Genomic DNA, 20,897 nt, shown 5'->3' with positions numbered 1-20,897 from the left:
TATTAGACAAAAAATGGTGGATTTTTCCCGAATTTGTTCCATTGTATTTCGGATAAAATTAGAATAAAATGTTGTTTATAAATAATGGTTTGGTCGACCAATTTTATTATAGTTTAGTGCAAATTGCACTAAAATCTGAAAACTAGACAGGAGGAAAGTTTTATGTATGATTTGTTGGTAAGAAATGGAAAGCTCGTAACTCCTGACCGGATCTACGAAGCGGATATCGCCATTCAGGATGGCAAGTATGCTGCTTTTCTTGCTAAAGGGACTGAGGCAGAAGCAAAAGAAGTTATCGACGCCAAAGGAGGATATGTATTCCCGGGTATTATTGACTGCCATGCGCATTTGAATGAGCCTGGATTTGAATACCGTGAAGATTTTGAGACAGGTTCCAGAGCAGCGGTAGTGGCAGGGTGTACCTGTCTGATCGATATGCCCCTTAATAATGATCCATCCCTGATGAATAAAGAGATTTTTGACCTGAAGCTGGGCAAGATCAGCAAACATTCCCTGGTAGACTATGCACTGTGGGGAGGACTTGTAGGAGATTTTGATGACAGCCCGGATTCTGTAAAAAATAACATGAAAGACCTTGTAGATCTTCATAACTGTGGTGTCGCTGCGTTCAAAGGGTTTACCTGCCCGAACGGAGATCTGTTCCCGACCGTAAATCTCGGAAATGTCAGAAAGGCGCTGGAAATCCTTAAGCCTTATAATGCGCTGTGCGGATTCCACTGTGAGGAATATGGACAGGTACTGGAAAGAGAAAAAGAGATGAAGGCAAAGGAAGGCCGGACGAATGAAGAAAAGATCCGTGACTTCCTGGATTCTCACGATGTATGGACCGAGTATGTGGCTACCAAGAACGTGATCGATATGGCAAGAGCAACGGGCGGACGTGTTCATATCTGTCATGTCAGCCACCCGATGGTTGCCCAGGTTGTAAAAGACGCGATCCATGAGGGGCTGCCGATCACAGCTGAGACCTGCCCGCACTATCTTGGCTTCACGGAGGACTTTGTGTTTGAAAAAGGAGCTCCGGCAAAATGCACCCCGCCGATGAGAGATAAAGAGGCAATGGAAAAACTGTGGGACTATGTGCTGGACGGAACCCTTTCCTGTGTGGGAAGCGATCATTCACCTGCAGCTGACGAAGAGAAAGACAATGCGACAAAGGATATATGGCATGCATGGGGCGGCCTGAACTCTATCCAGTTCTTCCTGCCGATGATGTTTGATATGGTTGTCAATAAGAAAGGCTTAAGCCCGAGCCTGATCGCAAAAGTCATGGACTATAATCCGGCGAAGATCTTTGGACTGTATGGAAGAAAAGGTGCATTTGAGCTGGGATTTGACGGAGACATTGTTATTGTGGATCCGGAGAAAGCATGGAAATGTGATCAGAGCAAGCTTCTGACCAAGGGACATGTATCCTGCTTTGACGGACTGGAAGGAAAAGGCGCTCCGGTCTGCACTGTAATCCGTGGAAAAGTTGTCGCTGACGGCGAGACTTATAAAGAAGATGCTATTGGATATGGTGAATACATTACACCGGTAAAATAGCAGGACATCAAAGGAAGGAGTAAAGAAATGAGTGAAGTAAACACAAACGAAAAACCAAAACAGGAAGGCGCATCGCTGGAACCGATCCCCAAGGATAAACGAATCATGAGCTGGGGCTCCAATACGATGCTGTGGCTGGGCGGATGTATTTCTATCGGTACGCTGGCCCAGGGCTCCGCACAGCTGGAAGCAGGCCTGAACCTTCTGCAGCTGTTTCTTGCCGTAGCTATCGGATCTTTGATCCTGGTCATCGGTATCGCACTGAACGACCAGTTCAGCTATAATACCGGTGCGCCGTATGCGGTACAGTTAAGAAGTGCGTTCGGCACCAAGGGAAATATCGTGCCAAGTCTGATCCGTGGACTTCCGGCTATTGTATGGTACGGATACCAGACCTGGCTTGGAGGCGCCGCGATCAACAACATTTCTATCGCGCTGTTTGGATTTGACAATATCTGGCTGTTCTTTATCTTGTTCCAGATCGTGCAGATCCTGCTTTCCATTAAGGGATTCCAGGGAGCGAAATGGGTCGGAAACATCGGCGGTGTCGTTATCTCTATTGCAATGCTGTATCTGCTGTATCTGTGTGTTACCCAGTATGGCGATGTGGTCAGCGCAAACCTGATGAACAAGTCCGGAACATGGGGCATGCCGTTTGTAGCCGCAATCATTGCGTTCTTTGGAAACAGTACTACGGTTATGCTGAATGCGGGGGACTATTCCCGTGAGATGAAGGACGGAATGTCTGTTATGAAGCGTGGAACATCCTACTTCCTGGCTATGGTTCCGGCAACGATCCTGCTTGGTGTTATCGGAGCGATGGCTTCTACCGCGACAGGCGTTGCTAACCCGATCAATGCATTTGCACAGATGGTTGACAATAAGGTGGTTATGATCGTTACACTGGCGTTCATTATCTTTGCACAGCTGACTACCAACCTTGCAAGTAATGTTATCCCGCCGGCATATGCATTCATGGATGCGTTCAAGATGAAACATAAGACCGCTGTTATCCTGATCGGTATCCTGGCAGTATGTACCTGCCCGTGGATCCTGACCAACGACAGCTCTGCCGCGGGACTGGCATTATTCAGTAAGATCTATACCGCATTTTTCGGACCAATCTTTGCAGTACTGATCACGGATTTCTTTATCTTACATAGAAGAAAGATCAGCGAAGCTACACTGAAGGATCTGTATGATCCGAACGGAGATCACGCCGGAGTGAACTGGGCGGCTATCATTGCTATAGCAGTGGGCGCCGTGATTGGCCTGATCAATGTAGATGTGTCCTTCTTCACGGCAACCATTCCAACAGGTCTGGTATTCTACTTCTGCATGAAGTACATGAAGTCCTGTGAGCGGTTCAGAAAAGGAACTACATTAGAAAAATAGTTTCATACGGGGACAGGAACGGCTGTCCCCGCTATTATAATTTTTAAGGGATAGGAGGTATTCCCGACATGTATGATTTGTTAATAAAAAATGGTAAAGTTGTAACAGCTGACGCTGTTACAGAAGGCAATGTTGCAGTGAAAGACGGAAAAATCGCTGCGGTATTGGAAGCAGGCATCGAGCCGGAGGCCGGGAAAGTCATTGATGCAAAAGGAAAATATGTCTTTCCGGGAGCTATCGATACCCATGCACATCTGAATGATCCGGGCTATGAATGGCGTGAGGATTATGAGCATGGTACGGCGGCCGCTGCTCTGGGGGGATATACAACTGTTATTGATATGCCTCTTCAGAATGAGCCCTGCATGACCAATGCAGAAACCTTTGATTTTAAAGAGAATAAAGTCTCTCCTAATGCCTATGTAGATTATTGCTTCTGGGGCGGACTTACCAGCTATAACTTTGGCGACCTGAAGGATCTGGATGAAAAAGGCTGTGTGTCTTTTAAGTCATTTATCGGCCCGGTATCCCCGGATTATGAGTCCTTAAGCTATGGACAGGCTCTGGAGGCCATGGATATCATTAAAGAGTTTGATGGAAGAGCAGGTTTCCACTGTGAAGACTATTCTATCATCAAAAATCAGGAAAAGAGAATGAAGGAAGCCGGGCGCAATGACTGGAAGGCATACCTGGAATCCCGTCCGGTAGTTGCAGAGATCGTGGCTACGGATGCAATCATCGAGATTGCAAAGGCCACAGGATGCAAAGCACATATCTGTCACGTGTCTCATCCGGAGGTTGCGAAGAAGATCAAAGCAGCGCAGGATGAAGGGTATGATATCACGGCAGAAACCTGTACCCATTATCTGACATTTACGGATGAAGATGTGATCAAGAATGGACCGCTCTTTAAATGTGCGCCGATCCTGCAGCCGAAAGAAGCGGTTGAAGAGATGTGGGAGTATGTAAAGGCAGGCGTATTCAGCGGAATCGCATCGGATCACTCTCCTTGCTCCTATGATGAAAAGTACAACGAGATCCTTGGAAACAAGATTGAAACCGTGTTTGATGTATGGGGCGGCTGTTCCGGTATCCAGAGCGGTTTTCAGACTGCTTTCAGCGAAGGAGTTGTAAAGAGAGGCGTATGCCCGACTGTTCTTGCAAATTCTATGTCTGTACAGCCAGCGAAAGCGTTTGGCATCTATGGCAAAAAAGGTGATATTAAGCCAGGATTCGACGCAGACCTTCTGATTGTTGATCCGGATAAGGAGTGGGAGATCACTGCAGACTCCCTGCGTTATGTAAACAAGATCTCTGCCTTTGTCGGATTAAAGGGAAAAGGAATTCCGGTATATACCATCGTCCGCGGACAGGTAGTTGCAGAGGACGGTGAGATTGTCGGCCAGAAGGGCTTTGGAAATCTGGTTAAGAAAATCAAAAAATAAGCAGGTAAAAGAGAAGGAGAGAGAAAATGGCTATAGTTGAAAACACGAATATTAATCCGGAACTTGTAAAAAATGTAGATCCGGATCTGCAGCCGACCACGAAGCGTATCATGGGATCTGTATCCTATGCGGCAAGTTTCATGGGCGGGTGTGTATCCATTGGTACGTTCTCTATGGGTGCGGGCCTGATCGGAGAACTTACAGTTGTTCAGGCGGTTATTGCAATGACGATCGGCTGTCTGGTTATTGCTGTGGCACTGGCAATGATCGGTGAATGCGGACATACCTATGGTATTCCTTTTACAGTACAGTTGAGAAGCAGTTTTGGGTTCACCGGCGTTAAGATCCCCGGAGTTTTACGAGGACTTCCGGCGATCGTATGGTTCGGCTACCAGAGCTGGGTCGGAGCAGGAGCGATCAACAGCTGCTTTGACATTTTATTTGGCTTTGATAATCTGCCGGTGATCTACGGATTATTTACCATCCTTCAGGTACTGCTGGCGATCAAAGGATTCGAGGGAATCAAATGGATGGAAAACATTTCCTGTATTTTCATCATTGCGATCCTTGCCTACATGCTGTATGTAGTAAACACCGAATTCGCTACAGAAATCGGTGATGTATTCTCCGGCATCGAAGGAACATGGGGCATGCCGTTCTGGGCAGCAACCACATCCTTCCTGGGAATTTATTCTACGATGATCATTAACGCATCTGACTATTCCAGAAATGCGACGGATGATATCAAACCGGTGAAAGCAGCCAGCATTTACACCATTGCGATCCTTCCGGTTACGCTTTTTATGGGTCTGATCGGACTTCTTGTAACAGCTGCTACAGGAAACAGCGATCCGGTAGTTGTATTCTCTACTACAATGGACAGCACCTTCCTTACGATCCTGACGCTGCTTTTCATTGCATTTGCACAGGTTACGACAAATGTACTGAACAATATCGTACCGCCGGCATATGTTCTGATGGAGTCTTTCAAAGTAAAATGGACATATGCAACAATTCTTGTCGGTATCCTGTCTGTAGTTGTAATGCCCTGGAAGCTGGTAACCGCTGAGTCGGCAGCAGGACTGAACCTGTTCACACAGTTTTACTCCGCTTTCCTGGGACCGATCTTTGCGGTTATGGCAGTAGACTTTTATATTCTTCGGAAGAAAAAACTGGATCTGAACCGTATGTATGACAAGACAGGACCTTATAAGGGCGTAAACTGGGCAGCGATCATTGCGATCGTTATCGGATCCATCTGCTCGTTGTTTATTATGGAGTTATCCTGGTACGTCAGCCTGATCCCGACAGGACTGGTTTACTACTTCCTGATGAAGAAGATGAAGAGTGCCGAAGGATTCCGTGTTGGAACAATTTTTGAGGACGAGAAATAAGGAGCTGTATGAAATTTAGAGGAAAAGTTGCAGTATGGTGGTATCTGATCATTGTGATCCTGAATGTGGCGCTGATTGGTATGATCGTGAAATATGGACTTCATTATATTTCGTATTTTTACATACTGCCGGCAGGACTTCTTGATCTGTATCTGATACCGGTATGTTTTGCGAATTATGTAGAATTAGACAAGAAGAAGATATTCATACGCTTTGGCTTCTCGAGGGAAGAAGTATTAGTGGAAGATATTACTGCAATGCACAGAGCGGACAGGTTTACCCTGTCCTTCTGTGCGTCTGCGGATGTCGTTCTTCTGGCCTGCAGGAATAAGAAAAATGTCGTAGTGTCGCTCAAGGATAATAAAGCATTTATGGATGAACTCCAGAAGCTGAATAAAAAGATCAAGGTATATATTTAGAGCGCACTTTCCGGGAAAGGATGAGATTGTATGGGCATCATGGATACCAGATATCCGGCGTATGAAGTGAAGAGCGGGCATAGCGGCAAAATTGTCAACCGGCTCAGACGGCTGGAGCCTGACAGAAAAAAGGGGATCGTTGTCCGGCTGGAGAGTGGCTTCGGCCTGTTTGGAGAGGTGGAGAGGATCATCCGGCCAAAGGCATATAAATGTCTGAAGAAGGGTGAGTATAGCGGATCCGGCATTTGTGCGGAAGATGATTTGTATATCAGCGTGACGGATGAGGATGATAGAGAAACGGTATTCCGCTTTACCATGAATGTTCACTGGAGTGCAATGAGAAAATATCTGAAAAAGTATATAGAAAGACAATAAAGTTTTATAGAGACCGGCAGAAAAGCAGAGAATAAAGCTTTTCCGCCGGTCTCTTTGGATTAGGATGTGAGGGCCAGCCGCTCTTTGATCTGATCAATTTCCTCCTGCTGCTGATAGTAAAGGTGGAATAAAGTCTCGCAGGCATCATCGTGAGAACGCTGAGACTGGTAATAGACGGTGATCTCATCTACCTTTTTCTCCAGACGGTCAAGACGATCCTTGGTGAGCGTGTAAAAACGGTCAATCTCATCAAGCAGAAAGCTTTCGATTCTGGCGATGGAATCGTCGATCCTCTTGAAGATGATCTCGTTGTTCTTAGCGATGGAATCGTCGATTCTAGCGAAAATGATTTGATTGTTCTTAGCAATAGAATCATCAATTCTCTTGAAGATGATCTCGTTGTTCCTTGTGATGGAGTCATCCACTTGTTCCCCGAGAGTTTTTGACAAATCTTTATTTAATTCTTCTCTCAGTTCTATCTTTAGTCCTTCTTTTAATTCCTTTGTAAATTCTTTTTTGAAAACAAGGAGCTTCTGATCCAGTTTTTCATCCAGCTTTTCATCCAGCTTCTGTTCCAGAGTGCCAGCTACGATTGTCTGGATCATTCCGCCTAATTGCTCATAATCCTGCTGTTCCAGCATTGGTTTCACCTGCCTTTTTGCGGAATCGGTTTATATGGTTGTTACATTTTATCACGGAACGATAAAGGTGTAAATTACCTCCGTGGGAATATAAAAAATTCTTACATACGCACCACCTCTTTTGATTCATTTTATTCATGAGGGAAAATGCTTCTGAAAATGAAGCAATTAGAATATCAGATAATGCAAGCATATCATAGAGCTTTTTGCGGGTCAAGGAAAAGATAAAACGAAGAAGGAGTATAAAACGAAAAAGGCGGGGAGTGCGCGTAAGCGTGCGTTCCCCGCATGAGATTCAGGGTATTAGCAGTGGCTGTCCAGAAAACTTAAGGTTGATTCCAAAAGTTTTCCGGTAAAGGGGTTGTCCTCTTCCCGGTCAAAGTCATGGACGTCACAGGCGGCGATAAAGGTTTTTGGCTGATAGCGGCTTACCAGTTCGCGGAATTCATCAAAGGGCACATCGGTGTCGTTAATGGCGTGGGCGGCAAACAGGGGACAGGGAAGTGCGTCGCAGGTTCTTAAGGTATAATCCAGATAAAAGAATTTTTCCCGCCCCTCATAAAGCAAAGAGAACCATTTTCCGGTCTGTCTGGCGTAAACATAGATGCTGTAATGAGTGGTCAGGTCGCCGGAGGTTTCAAGACCGGAAGAAAGATGGCTAAGGCAGGATGCATCTACCGGGGGCAGAGATTGATAATAGCGGCTGGGAGTCTGGAACCAGTGGTCGCAAAGGAAACCGTATCCGTAATAAGAGAGAATTCCGGCAGGTGCCTTTTTGAAGTGGCCGTATGCCGCGGCGATCAGACACAGATAGGCCCCGGCAGAGCGTCCCCAGAGAAAATAGGGAAGGCTGTCAGCGCCGTAAGCTTCCGGATGATCCAGGAAATGATGGATAGAGGACCGGACGTCGTCCAGGATCAAAGGGAGCTTTGCGGCAGGGGCCAGCGGATAATCAAAGGAAATGATCCGGTATCCTGCCTGAGTCAGAAGGCGGAGATGGCCTTCAGGAAGATCATCTTTATGACCATACAATAACCCGCCGCCATGAAAATAAAGAATACAAGCCTTAGGGGTTATTTTTTGGTCAAAGTAGATAATGGCAGATTTATCATACGGCATGCCGCCGATCGATATGGCTTTTTGTTCGAACATAAGAATACCTCCAGAAAACGTAGTATATAACAATATCTATTATAGCATAGAAAGACAGAGGGGTGTGGTGTGAAAAAATTAACATCAGGGGGTAAAGTGGATAAAAATATTTTCCACGATTTGTCTAAAATATTAATTGAAAAAAGGGCTGTCCATTGTCATAATGAATAATAGAATGAATGGTCGACCAGCCATGAAGAAAAGGAGAGGAAATAGTATGAGTTACTTAAACAATCAGGTAGGATATCGCGATGAACTTTTGATGACACGTTCTGTAGTCAAAAAAGAAAATTATGTATTACTTGAGCCAGACGGACTGGTAAAAAATGCAATCCCGGGATATGAGAACTGTGATGTTACGATCCTTGGATCTCCGGCAATGGGGGCTACTTTTGCAGATTATCTGGTAACAGCAAAAGCAGGCGGAAAAAATATGGGAATCGGCGGCGAAGGCATCGAGTCTTTCCTGTACGTGATCTCCGGTGAAGTAACGGTCAAGAATGATGATCAGGAAGCAACTCTGACAGAGGGCGGATACATCTTCTCACCAGAAGGAAACAAGATTGCTTTTGAAAACAAGAGCGGACAGGATGCAAAAATGTATGTATACAAGAGAAGATATGACAGAATCGAAGGATACAGTGCACATACTGTCGTTGCAAATGTAAACGATATGGAATGGGTAGAGTACGAAGGCATGAACAACTGCCATATCAAAGATCTGCTTCCGGCAGCAGGAGACTTTGGGTTTGATATGAACATGCATATCCTGAAATTCAAATTAGGAGCTTCTCATGGATATATCGAGACACACATTCAGGAGCACGGTATGTATTTCCTGTCCGGCAAAGGTATGTACAGACTGGATGATGAGTGGGTTCCGGTTAAGAAAGGGGATTATGTATTCCTGGATGCATATGTACCGCAGGCGTGCTATGCAGTAGGACGCGAAGAAGAGTTCGCATACATTTATTCAAAAGACTGCAACAGAGATGTTCAGTTATAAAAAGTAAAAATAATCATAAAAGGTGGAATTAAGAGATGAAACTTTCCCATGACGAATTAAAGGGATTAATGAAAAATAAACTGATGAAAGCAGGTCTGAATGAAGACCATGCTGATATTGCGGCAGAGGTCATGACCTGGTCCGACGAACGGGGATATCATTCTCACGGAGCGGTTCGTGTAGAATATTATGCAGAGCGGATCGCAAAGGGCGGAATCACAGCAGATCCGAAATTTGAGTGGAAAGAAACAGGTCCGTGCTCCGGAGTTTTTGAAGGCGATAATGGCTGCGGATATGCTGTGGCCAAGTACGGAATGGATAAAGCCATTGAAATGGCAAAGAAAAACGGAATCGCAGTAGTAGGCATGAGAAACATGTCCCACAGCGGATCTATCGGATATTATACAGAAATGGCCGCAGAGCAGGGACTCTTAGCCATCTCTTTCTGCCAGTCTGACCCGATGGCAGTACCGGTAGGCGGAACAGAGCCTTACTATGGAACCAACCCGATCTCTTTTGCCGCACCGACTGCAGATGAGAGAATGGTTGTCTTTGATATGGCGACAACCGTACAGGCATGGGGCAAGATCCTGGATAAGAGATCCAGACACGAGAGTATTCCGGACAGCTGGGCTGTGGATGAAAAAGGAAATCCGGTAACAGATCCGAATCATGTAAACGCCCTTCTGCCAATCGCAGGAGCAAAGGGATATGGACTGATGATGATGGTCGATGTATTCTCAGGCGTACTTCTTGGAGTACCATTCGGAAAACATGTAAGCTCCATGTATCATGATCTGTCCAAAGGCAGAGAGCTGGGACAGATGCATATCGTGATCGATCCGGCACGTTTCGTAGGAGCAGAGGAGTTTAAGAAAGCAATGTCTGCATCTATTGACGAGCTGGGTGAGATGCCGACTGCTGACGGATACGATAAAGTATATTATCCGGGCGAGCGTGCAATGCTCAGAAAAGAGAAGGCCTATGCGACAGGCGGTGTGGAGATCGTAGATGAGATTTATGAATATCTGAAGAGCGATGATATCCATTATAACCGTTACGATCATAAAAACCGGTTCGCCGAATAGAAGGGGAACATTCAGGAAGGAGAGCATATGTTAAAAACAGTTGTGAAAAAGGGAAGTTATCATGATTCCGTTGTGCTTATGCTTTTGACAAACCAGATATCCACTATCGAAGGTGTGAAGAAAGTATCAATCATGATGGCGACACCTGCCAATAAAGATATATACAGACAGAGTGGTCTGGCTACAGAGGAGCTGGAGGCTGCATCTGCAAATGATCTGGTTATCGTAGCAGATGTGGATGACGACAGTCTCCTTAATACAATTGAAGACGAAATGGAGAAATTCTTCCAGAAACAGTCTACAGAAAGCTCTGAGAAAAAGGGAGCGGAAAGTGTGAAATCCTGGGAAAAAGCACTGGCAAAACAGCCGGATGCCAACCTGGCGGTTATCTCAATCCCGGGAGCCTATGCGGCGCTGGAAGCAGACCGTGCGCTGGATGAAGGACTGAATGTATTTATGTTCAGCGACAATGTCACACTGGAAGATGAGGTAAGCTTAAAGAAAAAAGCTCACGAGAAGGGACTGGCTGTGATGGGACCGGACTGCGGTACCGGAATCATCCAGAGTGTTCCGATCGCATTTACAAATAATGTGGCTCCTGGCTCTATCGGAATCATCGGGGCTTCCGGTACAGGAATCCAGGAACTGACAACGATCATTGACAGACTTGGAGAAGGCGTGACAAATGCCATCGGTATCGGCGGACGTGACCTTAACGCGGCTGTCGGCGGAATTACGATGATGGATATGATCGACGCGATGGAAGATGACGATGCAGTCAAAGTGCTGGTAATCGTTTCCAAACCGCCGGCAAAAGAAGTGCGTGATAAGATTGCAGCTCGTCTGAGCAATTTCAGCAAACCGATCGTTACCCTGTTTGTAGGCGAGAAACCGGAGTATCACGAGGAGAACTTCTATCATGCATATACTCTGGATGAGGCTGCACGTCTTGCGGTTGGCCTGGTAAGAGGGGAAGAAATCCCGGAGGCATCCGTAGAAGTAGACGAGTCTTCCTTCTACAAGGCAGAAGACAAGAAGACCATCAAGGCATATTATTCAGGTGGTACACTGGCAAATGAGGCGGCTATGCTGATCAAAGACGCCATGGATGTAAAAGTTCCGCCGGAAGATATCGAAGGCTACATGCTGCAGCTGGACGGCAACGTGGTTGTGGACCTGGGCGATGACGCTTATACACAGGGCAAACCGCACCCGATGATCGATCCCGCAAAACGAATCGAGTGTATGCAGGAAGCAGTAGACGATGAGTCTACAGGAGCTGTTCTCTTTGACATTATGTTAGGATACGGCTCACACGCAGACATGGCAGGCGCTCTGCTTCCGACCATCAAGGAACTGATGGCAAAGGCAGAGGGACAGGGAAGAAAGGTATTCTTTGTCGCTACCGTCTGCGGAACCAGAAGAGACTTCCAGGGATACGATGACGCTGTCAACAAATTAAAAGAAGCAGGCGTGATCGTATGTGAAAATAATAAACTGGCATGCCGCACCGCGATCCGTGCGATCGGCAGAGACTTTAATGAGCCTGCAAAGGAGATCCGCCCGAAACAGGTGGTAGATTTCCCGAAGGCTGCTCCGTCCGAGAAGCTTCGTCAGCTCTTAAGCGAGAAGCCGAAGATCATCAACATCGGTCTGAAGAGCTTTGCAGAAGTGGTAGAGCAGTTTGGCTGCGAGGTGGTTCAGTATGACTGGATGCCGCCGGCAGGTGGAGATGTGAAGCTGATCAAGGTTCTGAATTTCCTGAGAAATTATGAGGGAATTGATGAGAAGAACCAGGAAGTGATCGCAAAGGTGGTTGCAAGCCAGCCGATCTTAAGAGACAATGTCCGTGCAAAAGAAGTCATTCCGGAACTCAATGAAGGAAAAGTCATCCTTCACGCAGGTCCTCCGGTAGAGTACAAGAACATGCCGGATCCGATGCAGGGCTCCTGTGTAGGCGCAGTCCTTTTCGAGGAATGGGCAGACAATGAAGCAGACGCAAGAAAGATGCTGGAGAACGGCGAGATCAAGTTCATCCCCTGCCACCATGTTAATGCGGTAGGACCGATGGGCGGTATCACTTCTCCGAATATGGCAGTCTTTGTCGTAGAGAATGTAACCGGCGGAAACCGTGCTTACTGTACCATGAACGAAGGTATCGGAAAAGTGCTCCGTTTCGGTGCATATTCTGAAGAAGTTATCGACCGTCTGCGCTGGATGAGAGACGTTCTTGGACCGACACTTGGCAAAGCCCTTCGCTCCATGGAGAACGGACTTGCCATCAACCCGCTGATCGCCAAGGCAGTTGCCATGGGCGATGAGTTCCATCAGAGAAATATCGCAGCTTCTCTTGCATTCTTAAAAGAGATGGCTCCGATCATCACCAAGATGGATATGGACGAAAAAGACCGTTACGACGTGATCAAGTTCCTAGCTGATACCGATCAGTTCTTCTTAAATATCATGATGGCTACCGGCAAGGCAGTAATGGACGACGCACGTACCGGAACCGATGGAACCGTTGTAACCGCTATGTGCAGAAATGGTTATGAGTTCGGTATCCGTATCGCAGGTATGGGCGACGAGTGGTTCACAGGTCCTGTTAATACTCCGCAGGGACTTTACTTTACCGGATATGACGGCGAGGATGCCTGCCCGGATATGGGCGACAGCGCCATCACAGAGACCTTCGGTGTCGGCGGTATGGCTATGATCGCGGCTCCGGCTGTTACCAGATTCGTAGGAGCAGGCGGATATGAAGATGCACTTCGTACCAGCAACGAGATGATGGAGATCGTCATCGACAGAAACCCGAACTTTACAGTTCCGACCTGGAACTTCCAGGGAATCTGCCTTGGCATCGACGCAAGAAAAGTGGTAGAGAAAGGCATTACGCCTGTGATCAATACCGGTATTGCGCACAAGATCGCCGGATACGGACAGATCGGCGCAGGTACGGTTCATCCTCCGATCGAGTGCTTCGAGAAAGCGATCACAGCATACGCAAAGAAGCTTGGCTACGATCCCGAATAGAGAGTGACGGAGGACAAGGTTATGGAAAAAAAGAAAGTTGTCATTGCATTAGGCGGAAATGCTCTGGGAAATAATATCCAGGAGCAGAAAGAGGCGGTAGCAAAGACAGCGCAGGTGATCGTCGACCTGGCAGCCCAGGGGCTGGAGCTTGTGGTAACCCACGGCAACGGCCCCCAGGTGGGCATGATCCAGAAGGCGATGGACGAGCTGGCTACCAATTATACCGATAATTATATGGAGACTCCGCTTCCTACCTGTGTGGCCATGAGCCAGGGATATATCGGTATCGATCTGCAGAATGCGATCAAATATGAATTACACCGCAGAGGGATGGACGTAAAAGTTTCTACGATCCTGTCCCAGGTAGAGGTGGACAAAAACGACGAAGCTTTCAGGAATCCGACCAAACCCATCGGACGGTTCCTGACCGAGGAAGAGGCAAAGAGAAACCAGGAGAACGGCATCCCCTGCATGGAAGACGCAGGCAGAGGATACCGCGTGGTGGTTGCCTCCCCGATGCCAAAGAAGATCCGGGAGCTTCTGACCATTAAGACGCTGGTGGACGCGGGACATATCGTGATCACCTGCGGAGGCGGGGGCATCCCCGTTGTAGATGAGGACGGAAAATTATCCGGCGTCAATGCAGTCATTGACAAGGATAATGCCAGCAGCCTGCTGGCCGCCGAACTTGGCGCGGATTACCTCATCATACTGACAGCCGTGGAGAAGGTGGCAATTAACTTCGGAAAAGAAAACCAGAAATGGTTAAGTGATCTTACCGTTGACCAGGCGAAAGAATACATCGCACAGGAACAGTTTGCCAAAGGCTCCATGCTTCCGAAGATCGAAGCAGCGATCCGCTTCGCAGAGTCGGGAGAAGGAAGACGTACACTGATCACCCTTCTCGACAAAGCTGCGGCCGGAATCGCCGGCGAGACCGGAACGGTAATACACAAGTAGTTTAGGAGAGAGAAAATGAACGTACCAACAAATCTGTTTATGTGGATAATGGCCTGTCTGCCAATTATCGTACTATTACTCCTTTTGATCAAGTTCCAATGGGGCGCCACTGAGGCCGCCCCTATTGGACTTTTAATCACGATCATTACGGCGGTGGCTTTTTATAAGGCGGACTTTACCCTGCTGGCGTCCGAGACGGCCAAGGGGATCTGGAGCGCGCTTCCGATCCTTTTGATCGTCTGGACGGCCATCCTTTTGTACCAGGTGGCGGATGAAGCCAAAGCCTTTCTGGTGATCCGGAACGGCATGCGAAAGCTCCTTCCCAATGAGCTTTTGCTGGTGCTGGCTCTTGGCTGGATCCTGGAAAGTTTCCTGCAGGGCATCACCGGATTTGGAGTACCGGTGGCTGTAGGCGCCCCGCTTCTGATCGGGATCGGCATGCACCCCATGTGGGCGGTGATCCTGCCCCTTCTGGGACAGTCCTGGGGTAATACATTCGGAACACTGGCGGCGGCATGGGATTCCCTTGCTTCCACCTCCGGCCTGACAACAGGAAGTCCGGAATATTTTGCCGCGGCTCTTTGGGCCAGTGCCTTCCTGTTTGTATGGGATGTGATCACAGGCCTCATCATGTGCTGGTTCTACGGAAAAGGCGCGGGCGTGAAGAAAGGTCTTCCTGCAGTTCTGATCCTTGCAGTGATCCAGGGCGGCGGAGAACTTTTGTTAAGCCAGGTAAATACCACGCTTTCCTGCTTCATCCCGTCCTGCGTATCCCTGGTGGCATTATTCCTGATCGGAAGAATGAAGATGTACCGCGAGGAGTGGAAACTGGAAGACAGCCCGATCATGAACCGGGCCGGAACCACTGCCAAAGAAGAAGAGGGTCCCTCCGATATGTCCCTTCTCCAGGCATTTGTTCCCTACTTTATCCTGACAGCCCTGACCATTATTGTCCTGGTGGTAAAACCCATCAATGAGTTCCTGGGACAGTTCTCCATTGGATTTTCCTTTGCGGAGACCTCCACAGGCTACGGATTTGTCAATCAGGCAGTGGAGAGCTTTTCTCCGCTGGTTCCGTTTACCCACGCCAGCATGTTCCTGTTCCTGTCCTCCATCGTCGGCCTCATTTATTACGGCAGTCATGGATGGATCAAAAAGGGCGGCACAGGACGCGTGTTTGCAAAATCAGTGGCAATGACCATGCCGTCAGGTATTGCGGTCATCGGACTGGTGATCATGTCCAGGATCATGGGCGGCACCGGTCAGACGGACGTCCTGGCGGACGGGATCTCCCGCGTGCTGGGCAAGGCCTATGCGATCCTGTCACCGGTAGTGGGACTGATCGGAACATTTATGACAGCCAGCAATATGTCCTCGAACATCCTCTTTGGCGCCTTCCAGTCTACGACTGCAGGCCTTCTGGGACTGAATGAGGCAGCGGTTCTGGGAGCGCAGACCGCAGGCGGCGCCATCGGCGCGGCCATCAGCCCCAGCAAGATCATTCTGGGAACTACGACTGCGGGTATCCTGGGAAGAGAAGGCGAGGTACTGAAAAAACTGATGCCTATCGCCATTGGAACCACGATCGTGATCGGTCTGGTGGTATTTGCCACTGCGGTATTATAGGAATGGCAGGATAAGAGGAGGTAAAAGCGATGAAAAACAGTTTTTTTAAAACAAAAGAAGGCGGACTTACGATCGCATTCATCATCATCATGATATCCTTCTTCCTGATCCAGGGAGGACTTGCCGCAGGCATGAATGCGCTGGCATACCTGGGATTTATCCTGGTGATCGTTTCTATGTTATATTCACCGGTCAAGGTGTTTATCATAGACAGAAAAAAATAAGAAGGCTTCCCTGAAGGAAGGGAAAGGAAGGTAGCGTATGGGAATTGAAGACGTAACAGGAAGAATTGCAAGAGATCTGGAGCACTTAAAACAGTATACAGCAACTCCGGGCAATGGCTGTACAAGACTGCCGTTTACCAAGGAGGCAAGAGACGCTGTGAACTATCTGAAGGAACTGATGACAGAAGCAGGTCTGGAAGTTACGGAAGATGCTGCAGGCAACGTGATCGGAACCCTCAAAGGCGAAGATCCGGACGCTCCCTGCGTTATGATGGGATCTCACTATGATTCCGTTGTAAACGGCGGAGACTATGATGGTATCGCCGGTGTGATCTGTGCCATTGAAGTGGCAAGAATCTTAAAAGAAGAAGGATTTGTTCCGAAGAGAAACTTTGTTGTGGTTGGCTTCTGTGATGAGGAAGGTATGCGTTTCGGAACCGGATATTTCGGATCCGGAGCAATGCTGGGACACAGAGACGTAGAGTACACCAAAAAATTTGCTGATACCGACGGCGTGACCATTTATGACGCCATGAAGGGCTACGGCCTGGATCCGGAAAAGATCGGCGAGGCTGCATGGAAGGAAGGCTCCATCGGACAGTTCCTGGAAGCACACATCGAGCAGGGACCGGTTCTGGATGCAGAAGGCACAGAACTTGGCCTGGTAGAAGGTATCGTTGGAATCCAGAGATACATGGTAACCGTTCACGGAAGAGCGGACCATGCGGGAACCACACCGATGGATATGAGAATGGACGCGGTAGACGCAGCTACAAAAGTAATCTCCAAGATTGCCGACTGGGCAAGGGAGAAAGCGGACGGAACCGTTTCTACGGTAGGTTACATCAACACCGTTCCCGGCGGAATGAACATCGTGGCAGAGAAGGTAGAATTTACGGTTGACATCCGTTCCATGAACAACGACAACATCAACGATATCACCAACCGGATCCGCAAGGCTCTGGACAAAGAAGTGGCAGAGTACGGCGGAAGCTATGAGATGGACAACAAGCTGACCATCACACCGGTACACCTGTCTTCCGAGATGCTGGACTTCATGGAAGCAGACTGCAAGGAGAGAGGTTATACATACCGCAGAATGCCAAGCGGCGCGGGACATGACTCACTGGAGATCGGACAGACCATTCCGACTGTTATGATCTTTACACCAAGTAAAGACGGAAGAAGCCACTGTCCGGTAGAGTTCACAAAATACAGTGAATTTGCAAAGGCAGCTACGATCATGAAGGATCTGGCAAAACGGTATCTGGAAAAATAGAAAAGAGACGGACGACGAAACACATATGCATAAGACAGGGCGCGGCCGGCAGGATTTTGCTGTACGGCAGCGCCCTTTTTATGCTATAATAAAGCATAGTTGTAAAAGGTAGGCAAAAGATGGCGGTGAGTAAAGATATGGCAATCTACGTAAAAGACCTGTTGATGGAAGAGGAAATGAATGGTGCCAGGCTGATCAGCGGGGAAGAAGGACTGGACAATGAAATCAAGGGTGTGACGATCATAGAGGCACCGGATATTGTGAAGTGGATCAATGGCGGAGAGGTGCTTCTAACGGGACTCTATGCCTTCAGGTCCTGCTCTATGGAGGATTTTAAAAACTATATTGATGAGCTGGTGAAGAAAAAGATCAGCGCCCTGATCCTGAAAAGGGGGAAACCGGTAGAAGGGGCGGAGGACAAAGTAGAGTATCTGATCCAGTTTTCCAGAAAGCACACAATCCCTATCCTGGAAATGCCTTTTGAGATTTCCTTCCGGGATGTGATGAGCCGGCTTATGGAGCGGCTCTTTAACGAAGAGGTTACCAGGCTGAAATATTTTAAGACAACCCACGACAACTTTTCCGCACTGGTACTGGGCTCAGAGTCTATCGGCGTGGCCATAGACCAGATCCTGGACGTACTGGCAAAGCTGATCCGCAACCCGGTAGCTGCATTCAACCGGCAGCTGGACTGTATCGGCGCGTCTGAGGGGGCGGAAAGGAGTCTGGAGATCCAGAAGGATGCACAGAGCTATGAGCCGGGAGTCTACTCTAATTACGAATATCTAAGACAGCAAATCGAAAACAGGCAGCAGTATATAGTAAAAGTAAAGCTGAATCTGAGGGAGCGGCTGTATCTGGTAATCACAGAAGAAGAAGATAGCTTTGATGTTATGGATGCGATTGCCACAGAGAGTGCGATATGGGCGCTTCAGTTTGAACTGGTGCGCCAGTATTCGGTAACGGAGCTGGAGAAAAAGTTCCAGAACGACATTATGCACAATATCCTGAACGGTAAGATCGATTCAATCTCAGAGCTTCAGAAAAACACCAGTCTTCTGGGAGTTCCTATAAATGGAAGCTTCCGCGTGATCGTGTTTGGATTGAAGGGAGAGGACCGTGATAAACGGGATTTCAAATCCAAGATCAGCGACACCCACCTGTTGAGTGATGCGATTGCCTGCCAGATGACAAACGTAAAAATCTACAATGATCTGGACCGTATCGTAGTGGTCAAGGAAGTGAATAAGGAGCAGACCCAGGAAGAATACCGGCAGGAGATCCGGGAGATCGTGGATAAGGTCCAGGCATATGTAAGCAGACAGGATAAAGAACTGCAGGTAAAAGCCGGCGTCGGGAAAGTGGTGGAAGGTGTGATCAATCTGCCGGACAGCTTTAAAGAGGCCAATGAGGCGTTTACTTTTGTAGATATTGCCGGAGAGATTTCAGAGGATGGAAACTCTCAGGTGACATTATTTTCAGACCTTGGCATTTTTAAGCTGTTATGCCAACTGGACAATCCGGAGCTATTGCTGGAATACGTGCCGGAAGGCCTGCAGAAATTATACAATTATAAAAAGCCCCAGAGGGATGATCTGCTGATCACGCTGAAAACATACCTGGACCGGAATCTGAACCTGTCAAAGACGGCCCAGGATCTGTTTGTGCATTATAAGACAGCATCCTACCGGATTGAAAAGATTGCCAAGATCACGGGTGTGGATTTTGACAATGCCAATGAGGTTCTGGCCTTCAGGATCGGGCTTGTGGTTTACAAGATGATCGAGAAGTACAATAAGGATTATCTGTAGTGCCGGTATCTATCTATAAATATAACAGAAAATTAGCAAACGAAAGATAGTTTATCCAGAATAGATAAATTATCTTTCTTTTTTTATCTCGATGCACCGATGTATTTTGTTAAAAAATTATCTATAATGATGTACAAAACAGAGAAGATATACAAGAATAGAAAAGTCTAGTTGTGCAAATTGTGTAAACAATGGAGGGAGATCATGAAAGTAAACGTTAAAAGAATTCACTCCCGTCTGGAAGAAATCTATCAGTGCGGCAAGGAAGAGGACGGAACCTTTACTCGGATGGCATATTCCCCGGAGGATGTAAAGGGAAGAGAAACATTTATGAATTACTTCCGGCAGCTTGGCATTGAGCCAAGAGTGGACGAGGCCGGAAATATCCATGCAAGACTGGAAGGGGAAGATCCGGCGCTCCCCGCGATTCTGACAGGATCCCACCTGGATACAGTACCGGACGGCGGAAGGTATGACGGTGTGGTAGGATGTGTATCTGGTCTGGAAGTGGTTGAGACATTGGTGGAAAACGCCAGGAGGCTCCGGCATCCTCTGGAAGTGATCGTGTTCACCGATGAAGAAGGATTCCGGTTTGGCAGCGGGCTCCTTGGAAGCAGTGCTATCTGCGGCCAGGAGCTGGATATTAAAGAATCGGACATGGATTTATATGGAAATAAGAGAGCAGATGTCATCAAATCCTACGGAATTACAGTGGCAGATGCGCCAAAAGCAAAAATGAATCCGAGGGATGTGCATTGCTTCCTGGAACTTCACGTAGAGCAGGGAGCGTCTCTGTATAAAAGCCATACTCCGATCGGCGTGGTTTCATCCATAGCAGGCGTAAGCCGCTATGAAATCGTGATCACCGGAGAGGCAAACCATGCCGGAAGTACGGTTATGGCAGACCGTAAGGATGCACTGGTGGCTGCATCGAGATTTATTGCGCGGGTACCGGAGATCGTAAAAGCAAACGGCAATGAATACACGGTGGCAACGGTTGGAACGATCAAAGTACAGCCGAATTCCGTGAACGTAGTTCCGGGAAGCTGCACCTTTAATCTGGAGATCAGAGATCAGCATGCGGAAGTGATCACGGAGATTGAAAAGCTTGCAAAGGAATATCTGGATCAGATATGCCAGGAGATGGGCGAGGAGTATAGCTTCACACAGATTTCCTATCACGAGCCGGCACCGATGTCTGAATGGGTAAAGGCTGCGATTGAGACGGCTGTAAAGAAGATGGGAGTGGAATATAAAGTGGTTCCCAGTGGAGCCTTCCACGATTCTCTGATCATGACAAGCGTATTCCCGACGGGCATGATCTTTGTACCGAGTGTGGACGGCATCAGCCATTCCAGATATGAGTTTACAGAGGACGCAGATATCGAGCAGGGAGCACAGCTTCTTCTGGAGACTATTTTAGAGGCAGATAACATGGACAGCCATGTTAAATAAATTATAAAGAAAAAAAGAAAGGCAGGTA

At 47.8% G+C, this 20,897-nt stretch carries 17 protein-coding genes; 15 read left to right on the top strand and 2 right to left on the bottom strand.

Annotated features, from left to right (window positions below):
* Positions 1-162 precede the first annotated feature (162 nt).
* From allB (BKD12_RS03310) to BKD12_RS03285, 6 genes are all read left to right on the top strand, one after another.
* On the top strand, positions 163-1,566 hold the full coding sequence (gene allB, locus BKD12_RS03310; protein WP_070087909.1) for an allantoinase AllB: 1,404 nt from the start codon (positions 163-165) through the stop codon (positions 1,564-1,566).
* A gap of 27 nt (positions 1,567-1,593) precedes the next feature.
* The gene (locus tag BKD12_RS03305; protein ID WP_070087908.1) at positions 1,594-2,961 is read left to right on the top strand and encodes an NCS1 family transporter; all 1,368 of its coding nucleotides are present in this window, start codon (positions 1,594-1,596) and stop codon (positions 2,959-2,961) included.
* A gap of 68 nt (positions 2,962-3,029) precedes the next feature.
* Positions 3,030-4,406: an allantoinase AllB gene (gene allB, locus BKD12_RS03300; RefSeq protein ID WP_070087907.1), complete on the top strand. Its 1,377-nt coding sequence runs from the start codon at positions 3,030-3,032 to the stop codon at positions 4,404-4,406.
* Between the two features lie 26 nt (positions 4,407-4,432).
* Positions 4,433-5,800: an NCS1 family transporter gene (locus BKD12_RS03295; protein ID WP_070087906.1), complete on the top strand. Its 1,368-nt coding sequence runs from the start codon at positions 4,433-4,435 to the stop codon at positions 5,798-5,800.
* A gap of 8 nt (positions 5,801-5,808) precedes the next feature.
* Positions 5,809-6,219 carry a PH domain-containing protein gene (locus tag BKD12_RS03290; RefSeq protein WP_070087905.1) on the top strand — a complete coding sequence of 137 codons (411 nt, stop codon included), beginning with the start codon at positions 5,809-5,811 and terminating at the stop codon, positions 6,217-6,219.
* 30 nt (positions 6,220-6,249) lie between these two features.
* Positions 6,250-6,594 carry a hypothetical protein gene (locus BKD12_RS03285; protein WP_070087904.1) on the top strand — a complete coding sequence of 115 codons (345 nt, stop codon included), beginning with the start codon at positions 6,250-6,252 and terminating at the stop codon, positions 6,592-6,594.
* A 59-nt stretch (positions 6,595-6,653) separates the two neighbouring features.
* On the opposite strand, the gene BKD12_RS03280 is transcribed toward BKD12_RS03285, so the two are convergent.
* Both BKD12_RS03280 and BKD12_RS03275 read right to left on the bottom strand, forming a co-directional pair.
* A complete protein-coding gene (locus BKD12_RS03280) occupies positions 6,654-7,235 on the bottom strand; it encodes a hypothetical protein (RefSeq protein ID WP_070087903.1) in 582 nt (193 codons plus the stop codon).
* A 303-nt stretch (positions 7,236-7,538) separates the two neighbouring features.
* Positions 7,539-8,387: an alpha/beta hydrolase gene (locus BKD12_RS03275; protein ID WP_070087902.1), complete on the bottom strand. Its 849-nt coding sequence runs from the start codon at positions 8,385-8,387 to the stop codon at positions 7,539-7,541.
* Positions 8,388-8,604: 217 nt separating this feature from the next.
* Between BKD12_RS03275 and allE the strand changes: the two genes are divergently transcribed.
* The 9 genes from allE (at position 8,605) to BKD12_RS03230 (ending at position 20,869) form a co-directional block, all read left to right on the top strand.
* Positions 8,605-9,393, top strand: a complete 789-nt coding sequence (allE, locus tag BKD12_RS03270; RefSeq protein ID WP_070087901.1) for a (S)-ureidoglycine aminohydrolase — start codon at positions 8,605-8,607, stop codon at positions 9,391-9,393.
* A 35-nt stretch (positions 9,394-9,428) separates the two neighbouring features.
* The gene (gene allD, locus BKD12_RS03265) at positions 9,429-10,481 is read left to right on the top strand and encodes an ureidoglycolate dehydrogenase (protein ID WP_070087900.1); all 1,053 of its coding nucleotides are present in this window, start codon (positions 9,429-9,431) and stop codon (positions 10,479-10,481) included.
* A gap of 27 nt (positions 10,482-10,508) precedes the next feature.
* The gene (gene fdrA, locus BKD12_RS16370; RefSeq protein ID WP_083262815.1) at positions 10,509-13,514 is read left to right on the top strand and encodes a bifunctional FdrA/YlbE family protein; all 3,006 of its coding nucleotides are present in this window, start codon (positions 10,509-10,511) and stop codon (positions 13,512-13,514) included.
* 21 nt (positions 13,515-13,535) lie between these two features.
* Positions 13,536-14,474, top strand: coding sequence for a carbamate kinase (arcC, locus tag BKD12_RS03255; RefSeq protein ID WP_070087899.1), 939 nt, complete (start codon positions 13,536-13,538; stop codon positions 14,472-14,474).
* 15 nt (positions 14,475-14,489) lie between these two features.
* Positions 14,490-16,100: an L-lactate permease gene (locus BKD12_RS03250; RefSeq protein WP_070087898.1), complete on the top strand. Its 1,611-nt coding sequence runs from the start codon at positions 14,490-14,492 to the stop codon at positions 16,098-16,100.
* Between the two features lie 29 nt (positions 16,101-16,129).
* A complete protein-coding gene (locus BKD12_RS03245) occupies positions 16,130-16,324 on the top strand; it encodes a hypothetical protein (RefSeq protein ID WP_070087897.1) in 195 nt (64 codons plus the stop codon).
* Positions 16,325-16,361: 37 nt separating this feature from the next.
* The gene (locus BKD12_RS03240; RefSeq protein ID WP_070087896.1) at positions 16,362-17,603 is read left to right on the top strand and encodes a M20 family metallo-hydrolase; all 1,242 of its coding nucleotides are present in this window, start codon (positions 16,362-16,364) and stop codon (positions 17,601-17,603) included.
* Between the two features lie 137 nt (positions 17,604-17,740).
* Positions 17,741-19,414: a PucR family transcriptional regulator gene (locus BKD12_RS03235; RefSeq protein WP_070088023.1), complete on the top strand. Its 1,674-nt coding sequence runs from the start codon at positions 17,741-17,743 to the stop codon at positions 19,412-19,414.
* A gap of 204 nt (positions 19,415-19,618) precedes the next feature.
* Positions 19,619-20,869, top strand: a complete 1,251-nt coding sequence (locus BKD12_RS03230; protein ID WP_070087895.1) for a Zn-dependent hydrolase — start codon at positions 19,619-19,621, stop codon at positions 20,867-20,869.
* Positions 20,870-20,897 lie beyond the last annotated feature (28 nt).

The sequence above is a fragment of the Merdimonas faecis genome (assembly GCF_001754075.1).
In the GTDB taxonomy this organism is placed as follows: Bacteria; Bacillota; Clostridia; order Lachnospirales; family Lachnospiraceae; genus Merdimonas; species Merdimonas faecis.
The sequence above is the reverse complement of the archived record's forward strand: the minus strand, read 5'-3'. Positions and strand labels throughout refer to the sequence as shown.

Excerpts from the sequence above, each read along its gene's own strand:
- allB (WP_070087909.1), top strand. The coding sequence starts at position 163 with ATGTATGATTTGTTGGTAAGAAATGGAAAGCTCGTAACTCCTGACCGG.
- BKD12_RS03305 (WP_070087908.1), top strand. The coding sequence starts at position 1,594 with ATGAGTGAAGTAAACACAAACGAAAAACCAAAACAGGAAGGCGCATCG.
- allB (WP_070087907.1), top strand. The coding sequence starts at position 3,030 with ATGTATGATTTGTTAATAAAAAATGGTAAAGTTGTAACAGCTGACGCT.
- BKD12_RS03295 (WP_070087906.1), top strand. The coding sequence starts at position 4,433 with ATGGCTATAGTTGAAAACACGAATATTAATCCGGAACTTGTAAAAAAT.
- BKD12_RS03290 (WP_070087905.1), top strand. The coding sequence starts at position 5,809 with ATGAAATTTAGAGGAAAAGTTGCAGTATGGTGGTATCTGATCATTGTG.
- BKD12_RS03285 (WP_070087904.1), top strand. The coding sequence starts at position 6,250 with ATGGGCATCATGGATACCAGATATCCGGCGTATGAAGTGAAGAGCGGG.
- BKD12_RS03280 (WP_070087903.1), bottom strand. The coding sequence starts at position 7,235 with ATGCTGGAACAGCAGGATTATGAGCAATTAGGCGGAATGATCCAGACA.
- BKD12_RS03275 (WP_070087902.1), bottom strand. The coding sequence starts at position 8,387 with ATGTTCGAACAAAAAGCCATATCGATCGGCGGCATGCCGTATGATAAA.
- allE (WP_070087901.1), top strand. The coding sequence starts at position 8,605 with ATGAGTTACTTAAACAATCAGGTAGGATATCGCGATGAACTTTTGATG.
- allD (WP_070087900.1), top strand. The coding sequence starts at position 9,429 with ATGAAACTTTCCCATGACGAATTAAAGGGATTAATGAAAAATAAACTG.
- fdrA (WP_083262815.1), top strand. The coding sequence starts at position 10,509 with ATGTTAAAAACAGTTGTGAAAAAGGGAAGTTATCATGATTCCGTTGTG.
- arcC (WP_070087899.1), top strand. The coding sequence starts at position 13,536 with ATGGAAAAAAAGAAAGTTGTCATTGCATTAGGCGGAAATGCTCTGGGA.
- BKD12_RS03250 (WP_070087898.1), top strand. The coding sequence starts at position 14,490 with ATGAACGTACCAACAAATCTGTTTATGTGGATAATGGCCTGTCTGCCA.
- BKD12_RS03245 (WP_070087897.1), top strand. The coding sequence starts at position 16,130 with ATGAAAAACAGTTTTTTTAAAACAAAAGAAGGCGGACTTACGATCGCA.
- BKD12_RS03240 (WP_070087896.1), top strand. The coding sequence starts at position 16,362 with ATGGGAATTGAAGACGTAACAGGAAGAATTGCAAGAGATCTGGAGCAC.
- BKD12_RS03235 (WP_070088023.1), top strand. The coding sequence starts at position 17,741 with ATGGCAATCTACGTAAAAGACCTGTTGATGGAAGAGGAAATGAATGGT.
- BKD12_RS03230 (WP_070087895.1), top strand. The coding sequence starts at position 19,619 with ATGAAAGTAAACGTTAAAAGAATTCACTCCCGTCTGGAAGAAATCTAT.